Raw genomic sequence first — 20,586 nt, 5'->3', positions numbered from 1 at the left:
AAGAAAACAATGAAAACAGCATATATAGTAAAAGCATATAGAACAGCCGTAGGAAAAGCTCCTCGCGGGGTGTTCAGGTTTAAAAGAACAGATGAATTGGCAGCCGAAACCATAGCACATATGATGAAAGAGCTTCCTAACTTTGACAAAGCACGTATTGACGATGTAATTGTTGGTAATGCTATGCCCGAAGGGTCTCAAGGATTAAATATGGCGCGTTTAATCTCATTAATGGGATTAAATTCTGTTGATGTTCCCGGAGTAACGGTAAATAGATTTTGTTCATCAGGAATAGAAACTATTGGTATTGCAACAGCCAAAATACAATCTGGAATGGCAGATTGCATTATTGCAGGTGGAGCAGAAAGCATGAGTGCAGTTCCTATGACAGGGTATAAGACAGAACTTAATTACGACTTAGCCAAATCAGGACACGAAGATTATTACTGGGGAATGGGTAATACTGCAGAAGCAGTTGCTCATCAATTCAAAGTATCTCGAGAAGATCAAGATGAATTTGCATATAACTCCCATATGAAGGCCTTAAAAGCTCAAGCAGAAAATCGTTTTCAGGATCAAATTGTTCCTATTAATGTAGAGCAAATCTACGTTGATGAAAATGGGAAAAAGGCAACAAAATCATATACTGTATCTAAAGATGAAGGACCTCGTGCCGGAACCAGTAAAGAAGTGCTAGGTAAACTTAGACCTGTATTCGAAGCTGGAGGAAGTGTAACTGCTGGTAATTCTTCACAAATGAGTGATGGTGCTGCTTTTGTGATGGTCATGAGTGAAGAAATGGTTAAAGAACTAAACCTTGAACCTATTGCAAGACTAGTTAATTATGCCGCTGCCGGTGTAGAACCAAGAATCATGGGTATTGGCCCTGTAAAAGCTATTCCGAAAGCTTTAAAACAAGCCGGATTAAAACAAGATGATGTAGAACTTATAGAACTTAATGAAGCTTTTGCTTCTCAATCTCTTGCAGTAATGAGAGAATTAGGTCTCAATCAGGATATCGTGAATGTTAATGGAGGTGCAATTGCATTAGGACACCCGCTAGGGTGTACGGGAGCAAAACTTTCGGTTCAATTATTCGACGAAATGCGTAAACGTGATATGAAAGGTAAATACGGAATGGTAACCATGTGTGTAGGTACAGGGCAAGGTGCCGCAGGTATTTATGAATTTTTAAATTAAAATTAGAATTGAGATCTAAGTATTAAAAAATTACATTTTTAATTGGCCTCAATACTAACTACTAAAACCTTACTAAAAAAATGAGTGATAAAACTATAAATAAAGATATTCTTAGAGGAGGACAATTCCTTGTTAAAGAAACAAATTGTGAAGATGTATTTACTCCAGAAGATTTTTCTGAGGAGCAAAGAATGATGCGTGATAGCGCTAGAGAATTTGTAGATCGTGAGCTATGGGCACATTGGGAGCGATTCGAAAGTAAAGACTATGCATATACAGAAGAGTGTATGCGTAAAGCTGGTGAACTTGGACTTTTAGGAGTTTCTGTACCCGAAGCATATGATGGTCTGGGAATGGGATTCGTATCTACAATGTTAGTTTGTGATTATATCTCTGGAGCTACCGGATCGTTTAGTACTGCTTTTGGAGCTCATACCGGTATCGGTACTATGCCAATCACCTTATATGGTAATGAAGAGCAAAAGAAAAAATATGTTCCTAAGCTTGCTACTGGTGAGTGGTTCGGAGCATACTGCTTAACAGAACCAGGTGCGGGATCAGATGCTAATTCTGGTAAAACAAAAGCCGTTCTTTCTGAAGATGGAACGCATTATTTGATTTCTGGACAGAAAATGTGGATATCTAATGCTGGTTTCTGTAGTTTGTTTATTGTTTTTGCTCGTATTGAAGACGATAAAAATATTACAGGATTTATTGTAGAAAATGATCCATCTAATGGAATTTCTCTCGGTGACGAAGAAAAGAAGTTAGGTATTCACTCTTCTTCTACTCGCCAAGTATTCTTTAGCGATACCAAAGTACCGGTAGAAAACATGTTATCAGAAAGAGGTAATGGGTTTAAAATTGCAATGAACGCATTAAATGTAGGCCGTATCAAACTTGCTGCTGCCTGTCTTGATGCGCAACGTCGTGTGATTGGTGAGGCAACTAAATATGCTAATGAACGTATCCAGTTCAAAACACCTATTATGAATTTTGGTGCTATTAAAGCTAAAATTGCAGAAATGGCGACTAATACATATGCCGATGAATCTGCCAGTTACAGAGCGGCAAAAAATATCGAAGATAGAATTGCTATTCGTCAAGCAGAAGGAAACACACATCAGGAAGCAGAACTAAAAGGTGTCGAAGAATATGCAATCGAATGTTCTATTCTTAAAGTTGCCGTTTCTGAAGACGTACAAAGTTGTACTGATGAAGGTGTACAGATTTTTGGTGGTATGGGATTCTCTGCAGATACCCCAATGGAATCTGCATGGAGAGATGCTCGTATCTCCCGTATCTATGAAGGTACCAACGAGATCAATCGTATGCTTGCCGTAGGGATGTTAGTAAAGAAAGCGATGAAAGGCCATGTAGATCTTCTGGGACCTGCCATGAAAGTTGCAGATGAACTTACCGGTATTCCATCTTTTGACACTCCTGATTATTCAGTTTTATTTTCTGAAGAAAAAGAAATCATAGCTAAGCTTAAGAAGGTATTCTTAATGGTAGCAGGAGCTGCTGTTCAAAAATTTGGACCGCAACTAGAGGATCATCAACAGTTGTTACTAGCTGCTTCAGACATTTTAATTGAAATTTACATGGCTGAATCTGCAATCTTACGTACCGAGAAAAATGCAAAACGTTTTGGTGAAGAAGCTCAGGAGACTCAAATAGCAATGTCTCAATTATATCTGTACAATGCGGTAGATATCATTATTAGAAAAGGAAAAGAAGGAATAGTTTCTTTTGCAGAAGGAGATGAACAACGAATGATGTTAATGGGACTTAAGCGTTTTACTAAATATGCGAATCAACCAAATGTAGTTGCATTAAGAACCAAAATTGCTGATAAAATTGCCAAAGAAAATGGGTATTTTATTGGGTAATCATTAGAATATAAAGAAAGAGATTATACATTAAACTCTGTTTGAATAAAAAAATAATTTTATTCAAACAGAGTTTAAATTACACTTCCCTAGATAAAGGGTGATCTTTTTATATTCCTAAAGAAATTGCCAGAAATTATTTCCATACATATACATCTTGCTTAAAAGAGGTCGTCTCTTCTATATTATTTTCATTATCTTCATTATTCTCATCATTTTTATTGTTTTTTGCAAGAGTTTCTTCTTTTGATTCTCTATTGGGAGTGTCAAGAATACTGTCATCTTTTTCACAGCTACCTATAAAAATAACCAGTACTAATACCATAATTGTTTCAAGAATTGTTTTTTTCATAATTTGTTTTAAAAATTTAAGATATTGCTAATAATTAATCACATGATAAACAACAAAATATATGATAGGCCAGCTATATGGCACTAAACATGTTTTGTTAAAATCAAAATTAGGGGTCGAAGTTTTTTTTCACCCCCCTCTTTTCCGTGAAAAATAATATTTCTTGATATAAAAGATGATTACTCTAGATTTCTAGGTTTAGTCTTGTTTTCAATTCTAGCTTTCCTTTTCCTGTTACCAAAATCTCTCTTGAATCTTTCTTCCTTCGTATCCAGTCATTTTGTAACATCATTGTAAGAAAAGAGGCCCCCAATGCACCTGCCAGGTGGTGTCTACGCTCACTCCAATCTAAACATGGATGAGCAAAAGATCGTTTTTGCAACATTACATCATTGATATCAATACCAACATTTTGAAACCAATTCTTTCCTATAGAAGTAATTTTATAGGTTCGCTCTACAATTTCTACCATACCATTATCTAGCAAGGCATCAGTAATTTTTACACCAATTTCTCCTGCCAAATGATCATAACAGGTTCTGGCATATGTAATACCTTTAAGTTCTGGCTTTTTTGTTCTGATATATTCATCATTAATAGATACTAGCCCTGCCATAGATTCAATAACTTGAGCTACTTCTGAGCTTGCATACCTATAATACCGATGTCTTCCTTGTTTTTCTACCTGCAATATATTAGCCAGAATCATTTTTTTTAAATGATTACTCGCTGATTGTGCAGAGATATTAGCACATACAGATAACTCAAGAGCTGTATATGCTCTACCATCAAGTAAACACCATAGCATCACAGATCGAGATTTATCCCCTAATAAAGAGGCAATCTCAGCAAATTTATTTTCAAACTCTTCCATTAACTATTATCACAATATGATCTGGTTTCAATACACAAAACTAATACAATAACATTTGTGCATTGAATTTACTATAATATAACCGATATCATCATTTTCAATCCCATATTTTAGGTCTTTTTACTCCAAGTGTTCTTAAATAATCAAGCATCTGTCCCATGTGCACTGCTTCATGAAACACAATTCTATTGAGATAGTCACCAAGTTTTTTGCTCTGCCCTACTTCTGTTCTTTCTATTCTTATGTTTTCAAGATCTGCCTCTGTAACCCCTTCTATCATATTAAGAAAATTCTTTCTATAACTTTTTGCCATCTCTAGCTCAAACTCCAGATCTTCATACTTCATTTCTTGCCATGGTGAATGATAATTACCCAGATTTCCTCTATTTTCAATTATTTTATGAAATAAATGTTCGGTTTCTAATACATGTCTAATCATTTCAATAATTGAGAATGCATTTTTATCTGGTTTCCAATCAAAATATTCTTCTGGTATTCCATTCCAAAGTTTAATACTTCGCCTTCTTGTCTCTATACAGTTTAATAAAATAATTTCTATCGAATTCATAATGTGTGTTTTAATATATTCCTCTACTCCAATTCTCTGAAACGACTTTACCTTTTTCATGATCGTCTACAACTAATATTAACTGATTATCGTGATCACTATATTGTGTTATTATATTAATATTATTTTTTTCCATCAAACGGCAAATTTTTCCTAACTGCCCAGGTACTCCCTGATTTAATTTCTGAATTAATACTTTATTAATTGCAAAGACTTCTACCCCATAAGATTCTAATGCTTTCTTTCCTTTCTCTGCATCCTCTACCAAAAAATTGGCTATTCCTATATTGTTATGTACAAAAACACCTCCCCCTTCGAGGCTCACTCCTGCATTTCCTAAAACCTCTCCCATTTCTGCCAAAGCTCCGGGTTTATTGTCTAATTTGATTGCTAAATTTCTCATACTTGATTTTATATTAGTTTAATTTGAATATTTGCTATAATAGAGTTCGCGATATAGCAATTAGAATGTGCTAGATTATGCATTTGCTCTATAGTTTTTATTGAAGGAGAGTTTTCTTTAAAAATTACCTTAGGGAATAACGTAATCGTAGTAATTGCTTTTTTTCCATTTATTTCTTTTAACAACCCTACAGGATGATCTTCATAACGCTCTACAACGTATTTTTTCTTTGAAGCAATAGAAAGAAAAAATAGCATATGACAACTCGAAACAGATGCTAAAAACGCTTCTTCAGGATCTACAGCAGATGCATCAGACATTGGAGTAGGAATTATGTCTGGAGAAGAAGAAGCTAGTACTTCTGCGCCTCCATCAAAATGCCAGGCATGCGCCCTGCTATATTTCCCATCCCTAAATATTTCATGTTGATTTTTCTTCCAAAATATTCTTGCCGAGTGTTTCATTTTACGTATTGGTTTCTGTGTAATGCAAAAGTAAAACAGCTTTATTTTTTTTATTTCATTCTAGAATGAAGTGTCAAATTCTAGCATGTTAACCAAAAGACATGTATACCGCCTGTTTTTAAAGAAAATATTTTCTTATTGTACCTTTAGCAAGGCATACAACTAATATTATTAAAACATGAAAACAACAACACCGATTATAATGATCATCTTTTATATAGTAGTAGTAGTAGTAGTAGTTGCTTGTGCCGATAATGACAACACTGCAGAAAACCCTATCATTGAAACTGAAAATGAAGGAATTACAATAACATCTAATTGGTATGACGTAGATTATCTAAAAGATAAAACTTATATTATTAAAGAGCCTAAAAGTTCTCAGACCAATGTGAGTTATTTATTAATCGGAGATAATAAAGCTATAATGTATGATACTGGTTCTGGTGAAAATGAACCTGAAAATGGAACTAAAATTAAGCATATCACAGACCAATTAACCAATTTGCCGGTTTCTCTTTTACTCTCACATTTTCATTTTGACCACAATCAAAACATATCAGAATTCGAAAACATTGTTTTTCCAGATTTACCTTTTTTAAAAGAACGTATCACTGGGGATAATATATTTTCTTTTACTACCGGAGATCTGTTTATAGGAGAACATCCATCTCAAGTACAAGTAAATGAATGGCTCCCAGTTAACGAGGATATAGATCTGGGTAATAGAATTATACAATTGGTTAATATCCCTGGTCATACCATAGAATCTACCGCAATTATTGACAAGACCAACAAAATTGCTTTTTTAGGAGATTACTTATATAATGGGGCTTTATTTTTATTTAACAACAATGATCTTAGTGTATATAGAGAAAGTATTGATCATCTCATCTCTATTTTAGATTCTGATTATACGCTCTATGGTGCTCATGGTGCTCCAAAAATTGCTTTTAACAAACTACAAATCCTTAAGGATTTCTTAATATGTATCGAAAATAACAATTGTCAATCTTCGACTGCAACTCTATGGGGATATAATGTAAAACGTTATAATTATAGTGGGATGGAAATAATTATTTTTCAATTGTAATACACTTTACATAGACAAAAAATGTATGGTATTTATATACGATATTCCATATTTTTTCGTCCCAAACAATAATAACCAAGAGCTCCTTATTATTATTTAGCACCTAAATTCTGTCTATATATCTTTTACCTCATCCTTTTATTACTTACACAGAATAAAAGAAAAACCTAGTATTTTGTTTAAAAATGAGTATTACGTTTTATTGAATACTTACTAAAATCAAAACTCAACTTAATACACTTTTTAATATCATATGAATATAAAATATCCATTTCTGGTTATCCCGTAATCTACCGTTAGAAATACAAATGATTATTACTTATTTATATGCTACAACTAATTTTTAAATTTTGTTCACTACATTTATCATGATTATGTCACTAAATCTCATTATGAAAAGAATACTTTTATTATTCATTTTATTATTTATACTAAGCTGTAAAAAAAACCTTCCTAACTCGACTAACGACGAACTGGCAATCCTAGATCAAAAAGATTTACGAAAACAGAACGTTAAAATTGATCATCAAATCAGAAAAGTTAAAAAAGCAGTAATTGTTCCTAAGTTAGATGGCATGATGAATGACCCTATATGGAAAGAAGCTACCTGGTATGGTTTTGATCAAAGATGGTTAGGGGCACCTTATACCTTTGATGATTTTTTTGGAAGATATAAAGTGGTCTGGACTCCAGAGGCTTTATATGTATTAGTCGAAATCAAGGATGATGTTTTATTTGATCAAAACAAAGATCCGTTAAGTTTATGGTGGGATGATGATTGTGTAGAAATTTTTATTGACGCAGATAACTCTGGCGGAGATCATCAATATTCTAATAATGCATTTGCATACCATGTGGCATTAGATGGAAATGTGGTGGATCTGGATAAGCATAAAAAACCTTTACTATATAACAATCATGTTAGTTCTAAACGTGTTACTAATGGTGATGTATCGGTATGGGAATTTGAGATTATCGTATATGATGACACTTATGAAGAAGGAAAAGTTAATGACCCAATGATCTTAAAAAAAGATCAGAAACTAGGTTTTGCTATTGCTTATAATGATAATGATGGCAGCAAAGAAAGAGAAAATTTTATAGGTTCTGTTTTTATCCCGGGAGAAGAAAAAAACCTGGGATGGATTAATGCCGATATTTTTGGCACAATCATTTTAGAAGAATAATGTATTGAAATCAAAATTCTACATACTCCCGGTGATTATCATTTCGCAGTTTTTTTGTACTTCGCTATGGTTTGCTGGTAATGCTGTTATCGATGACCTTGCCTCTCAGTTTAATGTGGGGTTTAATATTCTGGGGTATCTTTTATCCTTTGTACAATTCGGGTTTATTGTAGGAACACTTACATTTGCTTTGTTAACATTAGCCGATCGGTTTTCTCCTTCTCGTATATTTATGATTTGTGCTTTTTTAGGAGGGCTTAGCAACCTATCATTGCTTATTCCTGACATCACAGTTTTTAATTTACTTACAGCAAGATTTGGTACTGGTTTTTTCCTTGCAGGAATATATCCTATTGGTATGAAAATAGCTTCTGATTATTATAAAGATGGGCTCGGAAAAGCGCTTGGATATCTTGTAGGTGCTTTGGTATTAGGAACAGCTTTTCCTCACTTAATTAATCAATTTTCATGGAGTAGTGATTATAAAGCAGTCATTATTAGTACATCTATTTTAGCATTTGTTGGAGGATCAGCAATGTGGTTTTTGGTTCCTGATGGTCCATATAGAAAACTTGTTTCTAAGCTTCAACTTGGGATAGTCACACAACTTTTTAACATCCCCAGTTTTAAAAAAGCTGCTTTTGGATATTTTGGGCATATGTGGGAACTCTATGCATTTTGGGGGTTTATCCCTATTATCCTTAAAACGTATTCTCGCCTACAATCTATACAACTACAGGTGCCATTTTGGTCTTTTATTATCATAGGTGTTGGTTTTATTTCTTGTATTCTAGGCGGTTTGATTTCATTAAAAACCGGGAGTAGAAAAGTAGCATATAATTCATTATTATTTTCTGGAATATTTTGCCTTGCTTCTCCCCTGCTTTTCCTATTACCACCCGAATTATTTTTAATTGCTTTAAGTATTTGGGGGATGTTAGTCATTTCCGATTCTCCTCAATTCTCAACAATGGTAGCTGCTGCTGTACCACCCGAATTAAGAGGCACAGCTCTTACAATTATCAATTGTATTGGATTTGCCATTACTATAATTAGTATTCAGCTATTATCTTTTTTAACAGGAAAATTAGACAACACTATGCTATATGTATTTTTAAGTATAGGCCCTATTTTCGGAATATATACATTAAGAAAATAAGTATCTAAGTATTAATAGGTTTGAAAGTATTCTTTTTAATAAGAGATATCCTAATCAATAGGCTCTAGAGCTTCTTTAATTCTTGACATAGCTTTTGACATTTGAGCTTCAACAGTTTTTATCGAAATATCCAATTGTTCTGCTACCTCTTTATATTTAAACCCTTGAATTTTATTTAAAACAAATACTTCTTTACATTTTGGAGGAAGTTTTTCGATTTCTGCCTGAACAAGGTGTATTTTCTTCTTGATAAAATCAGTATCGTCCTCTACAAAAATATCTAAAGTGTTTTTTTGTATTTGTTCTATATAACTTAACTCTTTTTTATTTTTATTATAAGTATCTATCAATTCATAATAACATGCTTTATATAAATAACTCTTGATAGAAGTATTAATATTTAATTTTTTTTTATTCTTCCAAATCTTAAGCATTACGTTCTGAACAACGTCTTCTGACTGTTGTTTATTCCTTGATAAACTATAGATATAGGAGCACAATTCGTTATAGTACATTTCATACAAATGCCTATATACAAACTCATTACCTTTCTTAAGTTCCTTTATTTGGGTCTCGTTCTTTATAGTATTCTTTTTTTAACTCATTTTTAAACCCTCTCGCAAAACAATTAACAAAAACTTTACATAAATAATAAAAAAAATAGTTTCCGAAGTAAGGGTTTTTTATTTTTTTCAAGTCTTAACTATAAATAAGCCAATAATTCGCATGAAAAAAAATAAAGATTTGGATATAAATCAAATACTTAAATACCTAAATAATGAGATGTCCGAACGAGAACTCACCGAGTTCAAAAAATTATTGAATGATGAAGAAAATTTAAACGAATTTAAAAAATACATTATCACCGATCATTACATCCAATTAGGCAAAAATGATTTTGATAATCAAAAAGCAGCATCATCATTCCAAAAACATATACAAAGTACAAAATCTCATACTAAAATCCGCAAAAATAGAATCAATAATTATTTAAAATATGCTGCAGTTTTTGTAGGGCTTATAATTGGCAGTACTTTATACTACAACAATACTTTTTTTGGTACTGATTCTACTCTAGACGAAGTAACATTACAGTTAAGCGATGGTACTCTTGAAACCATACAAGAGAATGAGTTATTTAAAGAAATTAAAAATAATGATGGTACTGTAGTAGGGGTTCAGGAAAAAGGTAAAATAGTATATCACAACGAAAAAAATAACATCGCTGAAGTAACGCCAAGGATCAATACGTTAAAAGTTCCTTATGGAAGAAAATTTCAATTAGAACTATCTGATGGTACGACGGTTCATGTTAATGCAGGTTCTACATTAAAATTCCCTGTGCATTTTGTTGCCGGGCAGGTTCGTGAAGTAGAATTATCTGGTGAAGCCTATTTTGAAGTTGCCAGAAACGAAGAAGCTCCGTTTGTTGTATCTACCAATGGTATTAAAACTGAAGTTTTAGGAACAAAATTTAATGTCTCTTCTTATGCTGATGATCCATTTTCTGAAGTTGTTCTGGTAGAAGGTAGTGTTGGTGTATTTAAAAACAAAGGACGATTTAATAAAGATACCGATCAAATACTTAAACCAAATCAAAAGGCTAGTCTTTTGAAATCAGAGCGGAATTTGAATATTTCTACAGTAAAAACAGAAAATTATACCGCTTGGGTTGATGGGATATTACTCTTTAAAAATGAAAGTTTTGAGAATATCATTAAGAAACTAGAGAGGTCTTACGACAAGAAAATAACAATTAATTACCAAAAAATAAAGAAAGAAAAATTTACAGGTCAGTTCGATGTAGAAAATATAGAAGATGTGCTAAAAACGTTTAAAAGCAATACCTTCTTTAATTTCACCATCAAAGAAAATGAAATAATTATTAACCCCTAAAGCAAAAAAAGTATGTTTCCAAAATGATTAGAAAACAAAAAAATCGAGAAATGCTGCAACATCTCCCGATTTAGAGTAAGCGTAATTTAACAATGGTTCAATCATTAAATCATATTAAAAATATGAAAATAATTAGACAAAACCACACAAATGGTGTGGCAAAATTAATATTTAATTTGAAAATGAGGCTAACAATACTATTAATTATATTGTCTCTATTTAGAATAAACGCAAATACGTATTCTCAAAACACTAAGATTTCACTAGACGTGAAAAACTTTACAATTGAGAGAGTATTTGATTTAATACAGCAAAAAACTGAATTCAAAGTATTTTTTAAAGATGCCGAGGTAAATACTAAAAGAAAGGTATCTTTTAAAGTTTCTAACAAAAGAGTAGAATATGTTTTAGATAAAATATTTAGAAACACTAATGTTTCTTATAAAATAGTAGATAAGCAAATCGTATTAGTAAAAAAAGAAGTTAATTCTAATATACCAACAATCAAAAAACGACAGTCTGCGCTTGTTAAACCTCAAAAAGGGTTTGAAATTAGCGGGCAGGTAGTTGATAAAAACAGTCTCCCCATCCCCGGGTCTACTGTATCTATTCAGGGAACTACTCAAGGAGTAGTTACAGACTTTGATGGAAATTTTACGATGCGAGTTTCGGTATCAGATATACTTAAAATCGAAAACTTAGGTTACGAAACTCAAACGCTTACGATTACAGATAAGAATAAAAAAACATTTAATATCGTATTAAAAGAATCTGTAGAATCACTAGACGAAGTTATAATCACAGATGGTTATAAAAAAGTAGATCGTCGTCTTTTTGCCGGAGTTGCTACAAAACTTAATCTAGAAGACATTAAAATTGAAGGAGTTTCTGATGCCTCAAGGCTTTTAGAAGGTAGAGATGCAGGTGTTGTTGTAGATAATGTTTCTGGTTCATTTGGTGCATCACCAAGAATTAGAATTAGAGGTAACACATCTCTTAATGGTAACAATAACCCAATCTGGGTAGTTGACGGAGTAATTCTGGAAGACAATGTTGAATTAGATCAACAGGATTTAGCTTCTGGAGATATCAATTCATTAATTGGTTCTTCTATTGCTGGATTAAACCCAGATGATATTGAGAGTTTTTCTATCCTAAAAGATGCTTCTGCTACAGCTTTATATGGAGCACGTGCCAAGAATGGTGTAATCGTAATTACAACCAAAAAAGGTAAAAGAGGAGGATTAAGTGTAAACTACAGTAATAATTTTGCTTATCGTTTAAGACCTCGATATACAAATTTTAATGTATTAAATTCTCAACAGGAATTATCTGTATATGCAGAATTGGTAGATAAAGGATTAATAGATCTTACCACAGCTCAGCTTGCAGAATCTTATGGTGTTTTAGGTCAGTATTACAACCTAAGAAGAACTAATGATGTAGAGATTGGAGCTAACGGAGAATTAGCAGATAGTTTTTTCAGACGTTACCAGGTAGCCAATACAGATTGGTTTAAAACACTTTTTAGTGATTTTTCATTACAACAGACACATTCTTTAAGTGTATCCGGAGGAAGTGACGATGCAATTTATTATTTCTCTGCGAGTTACCTTAATGATCAAGGACAAACTATTGGTGATAACGCTCAGCGATACACCACAAAACTAAATACCAAATTTAACCTTTCTGACAAATTCTCGATAAATACATCATTAACGGGTAGTTTTAGAAAGCAAAAAGCTCCGGGTACTAATGATAGATCATTAAACCCATTAACCGGTGAATTTGAGCGTGAATTCGAGATCAACCCATATAGTTTTTCTTTAACCAACAGTAGAAGTGTTACTCCATACGATGAAAATGGTAACCTAGAGTTCTTTAGAAAAAACTATGCTCCTTTTAACATCATTCATGAATTAGAAAACAACTATATTAATATTAATGTAACCGACATTACATTCCAAACAGATTTAAATTATAAGATTACTAATAATTTAACAGCTACTTCTACCTTTAACTACCGTAAAGCAATCACTCAAAGAGAGCATATTATTGGTGATAAATCTAATCAGGCAGAAGCATTTAGAGCAGATGAAGGCGTTTTGGCAAATGTAAACCCTTTCTTATATCAAGATAGAGATAATTTAACCAGACCTCCATACTCTATATTACCAGAAGGTGGTATAAATATTTTTAATGAAGATATTTTAGACTATGTATACTGGAGAAATTCTGTTTCCTGGAATCCATATATTGGAGACAATCATCAATTTACATTCCTTTTAGGACAAGAAATAAAATCTTCTACAAGACAACGTAGAGAATACAATGGTATTGGTATCTCTTATGATAATGGATATCTAATTAACACCAATCCAGATGCTATTGATCAGGCAATTGACAATAACGATCAATATTTTGATATTGCAAACTTTAGAGATCGTTTTACTGGTTTCTTCTTCAATGCAGGATATACTTTAAATAACAAGTATACAATTAATGGTACAATAAGATATGATGGATCTAACTTACAAGGATCAAGTCCAGATGCAAGATATCTTACAAACTATAATGTAAGTGGAGCATGGAATATTGACAAAGAAGATTTCTTTAAAGCAGAATGGGTAAATCTTTTAAAATTAAAAGCTACCTATGGTTTATCAGGAGGTAGAGGTCCATCAAACACAAGTGCTTCTCTTGACTTAAGAGGTCAGACACCATTACGTCCTCAGGATCAAGAAAGTGTAATTAGAATTAATTCGTTAGAAAACTCTAATTTAACTTTTGAAAAGCTTAAAGAATTTAGTGTTGGATTAGAATTTTCTATGTTTAATAGCCGTGTTGCTGGTGAATTAGGGTACTATACTCGTCAATCTTTTGATCTTATCGGAACTATTAAAACAAGTGGTGTAGGTGGTGAAGCATTTAAAACAGGGAATTATGCAGACCTAAATGTTGAAGGATATGAATTTGCCCTATCTACAGTAAACCTAAAAACAAGTAAGTTTGAATGGTCTACAAATATTAATGTAGGTTATAATACTGAAGAAGTAGAAGAACTTAAATTTGATCCTCGTATGGTAGATTTAATATCACCATCTGGAGCACCTTTTACGGGTCGTGAAATCTCTGCACTATACTCAGTTCGATTTGCTGGTTTAAATGAATTTGGTATCCCAACATTCTTTGATGCCGACAATAATAGAGTGACCAATATTGATCTTCAAAGTAGAGAAGATATTGAAAAAGTATTAAAGTATGAAGGACCTACCCAACCTAGAGGAGCAGGTGGGCTTAACAATACTTTTGAGTACGGTGGTTTTTCTTTATCAGCTAACATTTCATTTAAATTCGATTACAAGATTCGTTTAAATAGTAATTTCGATGCAGCATATACAGATTTCAACTCTCTTCCTGGAGAATTAATCAACAGATGGGCTGTTCCGGGAGACGAAAACGTAACAAATATCCCTGCTATACTGGATAATCGTGTTTTAATAAGTGAACTTAACGGTTTTGTAAATAACGGAGTTGTATTTGCAGGAGATAATGCATATCAGTTATATAACAATAGTGACCTAAGAGTAGTAGACGGAACATATGCACGTATGAGATCTATAGCATTAGGATACTCTGTACCTTCTTCATATGCTGAAAAATTAGGTCTTACCTCTGCGAGAATTCGTTTACAAGGAGAGAATTTATTCTTAATATACTCTGACAAAGGGTTAAATGGTCAGGATCCTGAATTCTTTAATTCTGGAGGAGCTGCATTACCAGTGCCTAAAACTGTATCTCTTTCACTTAATGTTGGATTCTAAAAAAAGATTAATTATGAAGAATTATAAATTAACATCATATATATTACTACTACTTCTTGTAACCATTGGTTCAAGTTGTGAGAATTATTTGGATGAAACCCCAGATGATAGATTAGAATTAGATACTGTTGAAAAAGCTGCCAAAGTGGTAGCAGATGCGTACTCACAAGGTAGTTATGCTTTTACAGATGCATATACAGACTTAGTAGGACCAACAGGAAATCCAGATTCTGAAGGAGTTATCCAAACTTCGGGAGGAAATACAATTAGGCTTCAGGATACTCAGATATATACTTGGGATAATGTAACCGCTATTTTTCAGGATACTCCGACATATTTTTGGGATCAAACCTATGAAGCTATTGCACAGACCAATGAAGTATTAGCAGTAATTGATAATCTCGAAGGAGATCAAGATTTAAAAAATGCAGTAAAAGGAGAGGCTCTTCTTTCTAGAGCATATAACCACTTCATGTTAGTGAACATGTTTGGTATGCATTACGATCAAAATGCTTCTTCAAACTTAGGAGTACCTTATGTATTAAAGCCTGAGACCGAATTTCTACCAACTTACACGCGTAATACAGTGGCTGAAGTTTACGACCTTGTTGAAAAAGATTTATTAGAAGGATTAGCCCTAATCAAGGATGATTTTTTCTCGGGGACAAAAAAGTATCATTTTACTAAAAAAGCTGCTCAGGCTTTTGCATCGAGGTTTTACTTATGGAAAGGAGATTATGCTAAGTGTAAAACATATAGTGATTTATTTCTTGGAGGTTCTCCACAGACTTATATTAAAGATTATGCAACACTTACAGGATCAGGTTATAATGATATTGCCGATAAATATGGTAGTCCAGAAGACGAAAGTAATGTATTGGTTGTTCAAAAATTTAGTACATTCCAACGTCGTAGTATTGGGTATAGATTAAATAGTGCAGGTATCAACAATACCTTTTCGAATATCTTTAACGCAGCAGATGCAAGAACATCTACAGGAATCTGGAACGTAGGTACAGATGCGAGATACCTTTCTAGACTTAGAGAATATTTCTTTAGAGAAAACCTTTCTTCTAATTCGGGATTAGCATATCATATTTCTCAAGAGTTAAAAGGAGAAGAAGTAATATTAAACAGAGCTGAAGCGAACCTGTTCCTTGGTGATCAAGCTGCAGCATTGGCAGATATTAATTTGATTGCCAATAATAGATATGCAGGAAATCAATATACCGATCTTGCCGCTCTTGTTACATTTTATTCTGCAAGTAGTGAAACCGATGCTATTACTCAATTATTATTAGATGAGAGAAAAAAGGAATTCATAGATCATGGGTTACGTTGGTTCGATATCAAAAGATTTAATCTTCCTGTTACTCATGTATTGCCTGTAAGTGAAGGAGGAGGAACTCTCGAACTTACTGCAAACGATCTAAGAAAAGCAATACAAATTCCTGATGATGCTATTTCATTTGGATTAACCCCAAACCCTAGATAAAAAATATTAATTATGAAAACATCAAAAATTTTAATAAAACCAATATTATTTATCATCCTAGGTTTAATAGTAATATCTGGATGTGATAGAGAAGAAACATTACAACCAACAACTATTTTTGAAGGAGAAGCTGAATCAACTGATCCGCTTGATATATTCCTTAAACAAGAGTTTAGAGATCCTTATGGGTGTGATGTAATATATAAGTTTGTAGATCGATATATAGATCCTACAAAATCTGCTGTACCACCACGTAGAGATGTAGTGCAACCTATTGCCGAATTAATCAAGCAAGCATGGATAGAGCCTTATAACAAAGCTTCAGACCAAGGAGAAGATTTCTTAAAGACGTATTTCCCTGCAGAAATTGTATTAATAGGTTCTCCTCTATTCAATGGTGATGGTACAATCACACTTGGAGTTGCAGATGCTGGAGTAAGAGTAACACTTACACAAGCTAATGAGTATGCTCCAAATAATACTGCTTGGATTATACAAACATTTAGAACCTTACACCATGAGTTTGCTCATATAGTAGATCAGAATTTCAATTTTGATGTAGAGTCCTTTTTCAAAATCTCAAGTGATGATTATACATCACAAGGAACATGGACAACTCTAATTGAAGGTGGAAATGAAAATAGTACTGCATCAATAAACAACGCAATTGTAAGAGGAATGGTAACTCCTTATGGTACTTCTTCAGTTGCAGAAGATTTTGCAGAAATCATAGCTCGCATTGTTACTACTGATCCTGCTGTTTTTGAAGCTACTTATATTACCCCTATTGATTGCTCTGCTGCGGGAGCTCCGGCTAACTGTGCCGAAATAAATACGGGTAAAGCTCGTATTAAACAAAAATATGATGCTGTAGTAAAATACATGAAAGAAGATGTAGGAATCGATCTTTTAACTGTAAGAGACGAATTTTTAAACAGTATTAACTAATTAAACATTAGAACGACATGTTAAAAAACATAAAAATATATACATTACTATTGATTACTTTGGGTTTTATGGCCTGTAGTACCGATAATGAAGTAGAACCGTTATTTGATCAAGACGTCGATAGCCGTGTTGATGCTCTTTTAGAAAGTTATAAAAAAACACTTACCGATTCAGAATTTGGATGGAAAGCTGATTACCGTCCAGGAAATGAAATAACAGGAGTTTATAATATATACTTTAAGTTTAATACAGATAATAGTGCTACTATAGTATCTGATCACAATAATGGTGAAAATGATACACCAACTACTTATAGAGTTGGAAAAAGTCAATTTCCAGAGTTAGTTTTTGAAAACCACTCTACATTACACAGTTTATTTGAAGCTGAACGATTTAGATTAGGAGCAGAATTTGAGTTCATAATCGTAAGTGTTAGTAGTGATAAGATTGAACTAAAAAGTAAAACTGATCAAGGAGAAGATAAATCAACTCTTACTTTAGTTAAAGCAACAGCCGATGATAAAGAAAATGTAGAAAAGCTTCAAGGTCTAGATGAGCGTGTTAAAGATGGTCATAACACTACACTTCTTTTTAGAGGAATCACTATCACCAATTCTGCCGCTGATCTTATATTTTCAGGATCCTTTTCTTATGATGAGCTTACCAGAATAGCTACAGTTATATACGAAGATGCAGATAATAATGAGAAAATAGATGAACTTGCTATCGAACTAACAGAAAATGGTATAACATTCGTTAATCCAGTTACGTTTGCTGGTATAGAGTTTCAAGTATTTACATATGATGAAGTGACTAATACATTCACTTCAACTGTAGATGGAAATACTGCTGTTATAGCTCCTTCAAATTTGCCTCTTTATATCAATAATGATATTCTCACTATTGGTCAAAGCGCATCAGGTAGTAGATTTTTATATCGTCCGGCCTTAGGGTCTAATCCCCTAACCTCAGCAGGAATTGATGCTATCGTAGCAGAAATCAATACAAATGTTGCCCCATTTGGTATATCTTTTAATAATTTTATACTTACTACCGATCCTAGTGTATCTGGTAATAATACAGTTTTAAGTGTATCACTACCTAACTTTACGTTGTTTTATGATTTTGAAGCAAAAATTGTAAATAAAAAATTGATTTTAGATTATAAAGGACCTAGTACAACACAAGGTAATGCTGGCAATAACGCCTTTATCGAAAGTCGAATTCAATCATTGATTGATTTTCTTAGAAGTCCTAATCCAGCAGATGCTGATCCAGATGGTCTTATTTATACTAGTAGAGGCCCATTTAGGTCAACTACTAATGCTTTTCCGAATGAAGCAGCGACTTTCTTAAGTACGTCAAACCCATCACTAAGTGTATATGGAGTATGGTTCTAAAATATAAAAATATTTAAAGCTGACTATTGTTCCCTCAATAGCCTTTCTAACTCAACTTTCGAAAACCCGGAGCATTAGCTCTGGGTTTTTTGATTAATTTTAGTTTTAAGTAAAAGCTAATTGTGTTTTAGCTCTGTTGTGTCCAGCCACTCGGGATTGAGTTGCATAGGAAGAGCTACAGAAAGAAAAAAGCGAAAACAACATTTTTTTTAGCAAATTGAAAAAGTATAAATGCGTTCATTAACATTTACTTAAGAATAACGTCAATATTTCAATGTATTTTAGAAAACAAAAACAATGAAGCACATAATTGTTCTTTTAGTATTACTCGCTGCAATTCCTACTTTCTCACAAACCGACACCGAGGTATATCTTTTTGATATCATCAAAAAAGGAGAAACAATAAAACTTAACAACCAAAGAAACATATCTAACAACAAAGGATATGATAATCAACCTTCTATTTTTAATGATACCATGGTTTTGTTTTCCTCTACCCGTAATAAACAAACAGACATAGCTGTATATGACAGTAAAAAAGCTAAAGTAGATTGGATTACAGAAACCAAAAATGGTAGTGAATACTCCCCTACTAAAATCCCAGGGGAAAATGAAATTTCTTCTATTCGTCTTGATCAAGATGGTAAACAACTCTTGTATCGTTACAACTATAAAACCGGGGAGTCTAAAGTTCTATTAGAAGGGCTTAAAGTGGGGTATCATACCTGGTTTAATCAAGACATATTGGTTTCATCTGTGCTCGAAGATAATGCTATGTCATTGGTCATATCCAATATAAAAGAGAATACCAATCATACTTTTCAAAAAAAAGTAGGAAGATCGTTGCATAAAATGCCAAATTCAAACCTAATCAGTTATATCAGTAAAGAAAATAAAAATTGGGAAATTAGATCGATTGACCCTATAACGGGAGCTACCAAAAAAATCATAAATACAATATCAGGATCCGAAGATATGTGTTGGTTACCAGATGGCACTATCCTGATGGGAAAACAAAATCAGATTTTTAAGTTTAATCCAAAAACAGATTCTGGCTGGAACATCTTTTATACTTTTATGAATAAAGAAGTTGGTAATATTTCCAGAATAGCAACAAATACTACCGGAAACATGCTCGCTGTAGTATCAGATGTATCTCCAGAACATATTGTTCAAAAACAATTAGACGCCTATAATGCCAGAGACATAGATGCTTTTTTAGCTACATATAATGACAATGTATTAATTTATGACTATCCAAATACAGTTCGATATAAAGGCAAAGAAGCTATGCGTCCATATTATGCAAAAAAATTTAAGAATGAACCTAATCTTTTTTGTGAAATAAAACATCGTATTGTACTGGGCAATAAAGTAATCGACGAAGAATATGTTACTTATAGTGATCGAAAAGTAAGGGTCATTTCTATATATGAAATTAAAAACGGAAAGATTGCAAAGGTGACTTTTATTAGACCTCAATACGATAATACTATTGAAAAAAGTACTCTAAACATTATTGATGAACAACTCGATGCATACAATACAAGAGATATTGATGCTTTTGTTGCTACATATTCCGAAGATATAAAAGTCTACAATTTCCCTTATAAATTCTTATATGAGGGTCATAAAAAAATCAAAGAAGGATATGCCGATTTCTTTAACAACACACCTGATCTTAATTGTAAAGTCAAAAACAGGATTGTTATGGGTAATGTTGTTATTGATGAAGAGTTTCTTACCATTAATAAACAACATTATAGTGCTGTTGCCATTTATGAAGTAAAAAATAAGAAAATAGCCAAAGTTGTTTTTATTCAGTGATGTATAT

The 20,586-nt window shown here is 32.8% G+C and carries 17 protein-coding genes; 11 read left to right on the top strand and 6 right to left on the bottom strand.

Annotated elements, in window-relative coordinates; translation table 11 throughout:
- Positions 1-9: 9 nt before the first annotated feature.
- Both NNL09_RS16565 and NNL09_RS16560 read left to right on the top strand, forming a co-directional pair.
- Positions 10-1,200, top strand: coding sequence for an acetyl-CoA C-acyltransferase (locus NNL09_RS16565; protein WP_196909924.1), 1,191 nt, complete (start codon positions 10-12; stop codon positions 1,198-1,200).
- Positions 1,201-1,280: 80 nt separating this feature from the next.
- The gene (locus NNL09_RS16560; RefSeq protein ID WP_025664849.1) at positions 1,281-3,092 is read left to right on the top strand and encodes an acyl-CoA dehydrogenase family protein; all 1,812 of its coding nucleotides are present in this window, start codon (positions 1,281-1,283) and stop codon (positions 3,090-3,092) included.
- A gap of 136 nt (positions 3,093-3,228) precedes the next feature.
- Here the strand turns inward: NNL09_RS16560 and NNL09_RS16555 are convergent, their stop codons facing one another.
- The 5 genes from NNL09_RS16555 to NNL09_RS16535 form a co-directional block, all read right to left on the bottom strand.
- Entirely contained in the window at positions 3,229-3,444 is a 216-nt protein-coding gene (locus NNL09_RS16555) for a hypothetical protein (protein WP_025664848.1), read from the bottom strand.
- Positions 3,445-3,628: 184 nt separating this feature from the next.
- Positions 3,629-4,318 carry a helix-turn-helix transcriptional regulator gene (locus NNL09_RS16550; protein WP_025664847.1) on the bottom strand — a complete coding sequence of 230 codons (690 nt, stop codon included), beginning with the start codon at positions 4,316-4,318 and terminating at the stop codon, positions 3,629-3,631.
- A gap of 97 nt (positions 4,319-4,415) precedes the next feature.
- Complete coding sequence (locus tag NNL09_RS16545; protein ID WP_196909923.1) at positions 4,416-4,886, bottom strand: DinB family protein; 471 nt, start codon at positions 4,884-4,886, stop codon at positions 4,416-4,418.
- Between the two features lie 10 nt (positions 4,887-4,896).
- Positions 4,897-5,289, bottom strand: coding sequence for an amino acid-binding ACT domain-containing protein (locus NNL09_RS16540; protein WP_196909922.1), 393 nt, complete (start codon positions 5,287-5,289; stop codon positions 4,897-4,899).
- Positions 5,290-5,297: 8 nt separating this feature from the next.
- A complete protein-coding gene (locus NNL09_RS16535; protein ID WP_196909921.1) occupies positions 5,298-5,753 on the bottom strand; it encodes an OsmC family protein in 456 nt (151 codons plus the stop codon).
- A gap of 178 nt (positions 5,754-5,931) precedes the next feature.
- Between NNL09_RS16535 and NNL09_RS16530 the strand changes: the two genes are divergently transcribed.
- The 3 genes from NNL09_RS16530 to NNL09_RS16520 all read left to right on the top strand — a co-directional run bounded on the left by NNL09_RS16530 (position 5,932) and on the right by NNL09_RS16520 (position 9,189).
- Positions 5,932-6,843, top strand: coding sequence for an MBL fold metallo-hydrolase (locus NNL09_RS16530; protein ID WP_196909920.1), 912 nt, complete (start codon positions 5,932-5,934; stop codon positions 6,841-6,843).
- Between the two features lie 392 nt (positions 6,844-7,235).
- Complete coding sequence (locus tag NNL09_RS16525) at positions 7,236-8,030, top strand: sugar-binding protein (protein WP_035095724.1); 795 nt, start codon at positions 7,236-7,238, stop codon at positions 8,028-8,030.
- A gap of 4 nt (positions 8,031-8,034) precedes the next feature.
- Positions 8,035-9,189 carry an MFS transporter gene (locus NNL09_RS16520; RefSeq protein WP_196909919.1) on the top strand — a complete coding sequence of 385 codons (1,155 nt, stop codon included), beginning with the start codon at positions 8,035-8,037 and terminating at the stop codon, positions 9,187-9,189.
- Positions 9,190-9,239: 50 nt separating this feature from the next.
- Here the strand turns inward: NNL09_RS16520 and NNL09_RS16515 are convergent, their stop codons facing one another.
- A complete protein-coding gene (locus NNL09_RS16515; protein ID WP_255518894.1) occupies positions 9,240-9,713 on the bottom strand; it encodes an RNA polymerase sigma factor in 474 nt (157 codons plus the stop codon).
- Positions 9,714-9,915: 202 nt separating this feature from the next.
- On the opposite strand from NNL09_RS16515, the gene NNL09_RS16510 reads away from it, so the two are divergent.
- The 6 genes from NNL09_RS16510 to NNL09_RS16485 all read left to right on the top strand — a co-directional run bounded on the left by NNL09_RS16510 (position 9,916) and on the right by NNL09_RS16485 (position 20,579).
- On the top strand, positions 9,916-11,085 hold the full coding sequence (locus tag NNL09_RS16510) for a FecR family protein (RefSeq protein ID WP_025664840.1): 1,170 nt from the start codon (positions 9,916-9,918) through the stop codon (positions 11,083-11,085).
- A 122-nt stretch (positions 11,086-11,207) separates the two neighbouring features.
- On the top strand, positions 11,208-14,909 hold the full coding sequence (locus tag NNL09_RS16505; RefSeq protein ID WP_196909918.1) for a SusC/RagA family TonB-linked outer membrane protein: 3,702 nt from the start codon (positions 11,208-11,210) through the stop codon (positions 14,907-14,909).
- Between the two features lie 13 nt (positions 14,910-14,922).
- Positions 14,923-16,404 (top strand): RagB/SusD family nutrient uptake outer membrane protein, encoded by a 1,482-nt coding sequence (locus NNL09_RS16500; protein WP_196909917.1) that lies wholly within the window; start codon positions 14,923-14,925, stop codon positions 16,402-16,404.
- 12 nt (positions 16,405-16,416) lie between these two features.
- Positions 16,417-17,352: a substrate import-associated zinc metallohydrolase lipoprotein gene (locus NNL09_RS16495; protein ID WP_196909916.1), complete on the top strand. Its 936-nt coding sequence runs from the start codon at positions 16,417-16,419 to the stop codon at positions 17,350-17,352.
- Positions 17,353-17,369: 17 nt separating this feature from the next.
- A complete protein-coding gene (locus NNL09_RS16490) occupies positions 17,370-18,752 on the top strand; it encodes a DUF4302 domain-containing protein (protein ID WP_196909915.1) in 1,383 nt (460 codons plus the stop codon).
- 297 nt (positions 18,753-19,049) lie between these two features.
- Positions 19,050-20,579: a nuclear transport factor 2 family protein gene (locus tag NNL09_RS16485; RefSeq protein WP_196909914.1), complete on the top strand. Its 1,530-nt coding sequence runs from the start codon at positions 19,050-19,052 to the stop codon at positions 20,577-20,579.
- The last annotated feature ends 7 nt before the right edge of the window (positions 20,580-20,586 follow it).

This window comes from Aquimarina sp. EL_43 (assembly GCF_943422735.1).
Taxonomy (GTDB): domain Bacteria; phylum Bacteroidota; class Bacteroidia; order Flavobacteriales; family Flavobacteriaceae; genus Aquimarina; species Aquimarina megaterium.
This window is presented reverse-complemented; position numbering and strand designations above follow the sequence as displayed.

Excerpts from the sequence above, each read along its gene's own strand:
- NNL09_RS16565 (WP_196909924.1), top strand. The coding sequence starts at position 10 with ATGAAAACAGCATATATAGTAAAAGCATATAGAACAGCCGTAGGAAAA.
- NNL09_RS16560 (WP_025664849.1), top strand. The coding sequence starts at position 1,281 with ATGAGTGATAAAACTATAAATAAAGATATTCTTAGAGGAGGACAATTC.
- NNL09_RS16555 (WP_025664848.1), bottom strand. The coding sequence starts at position 3,444 with ATGAAAAAAACAATTCTTGAAACAATTATGGTATTAGTACTGGTTATT.
- NNL09_RS16550 (WP_025664847.1), bottom strand. The coding sequence starts at position 4,318 with ATGGAAGAGTTTGAAAATAAATTTGCTGAGATTGCCTCTTTATTAGGG.
- NNL09_RS16545 (WP_196909923.1), bottom strand. The coding sequence starts at position 4,886 with ATGAATTCGATAGAAATTATTTTATTAAACTGTATAGAGACAAGAAGG.
- NNL09_RS16540 (WP_196909922.1), bottom strand. The coding sequence starts at position 5,289 with ATGAGAAATTTAGCAATCAAATTAGACAATAAACCCGGAGCTTTGGCA.
- NNL09_RS16535 (WP_196909921.1), bottom strand. The coding sequence starts at position 5,753 with ATGAAACACTCGGCAAGAATATTTTGGAAGAAAAATCAACATGAAATA.
- NNL09_RS16530 (WP_196909920.1), top strand. The coding sequence starts at position 5,932 with ATGAAAACAACAACACCGATTATAATGATCATCTTTTATATAGTAGTA.
- NNL09_RS16525 (WP_035095724.1), top strand. The coding sequence starts at position 7,236 with ATGAAAAGAATACTTTTATTATTCATTTTATTATTTATACTAAGCTGT.
- NNL09_RS16510 (WP_025664840.1), top strand. The coding sequence starts at position 9,916 with ATGAAAAAAAATAAAGATTTGGATATAAATCAAATACTTAAATACCTA.
- NNL09_RS16505 (WP_196909918.1), top strand. The coding sequence starts at position 11,208 with ATGAAAATAATTAGACAAAACCACACAAATGGTGTGGCAAAATTAATA.
- NNL09_RS16500 (WP_196909917.1), top strand. The coding sequence starts at position 14,923 with ATGAAGAATTATAAATTAACATCATATATATTACTACTACTTCTTGTA.
- NNL09_RS16495 (WP_196909916.1), top strand. The coding sequence starts at position 16,417 with ATGAAAACATCAAAAATTTTAATAAAACCAATATTATTTATCATCCTA.
- NNL09_RS16490 (WP_196909915.1), top strand. The coding sequence starts at position 17,370 with ATGTTAAAAAACATAAAAATATATACATTACTATTGATTACTTTGGGT.
- NNL09_RS16485 (WP_196909914.1), top strand. The coding sequence starts at position 19,050 with ATGAAGCACATAATTGTTCTTTTAGTATTACTCGCTGCAATTCCTACT.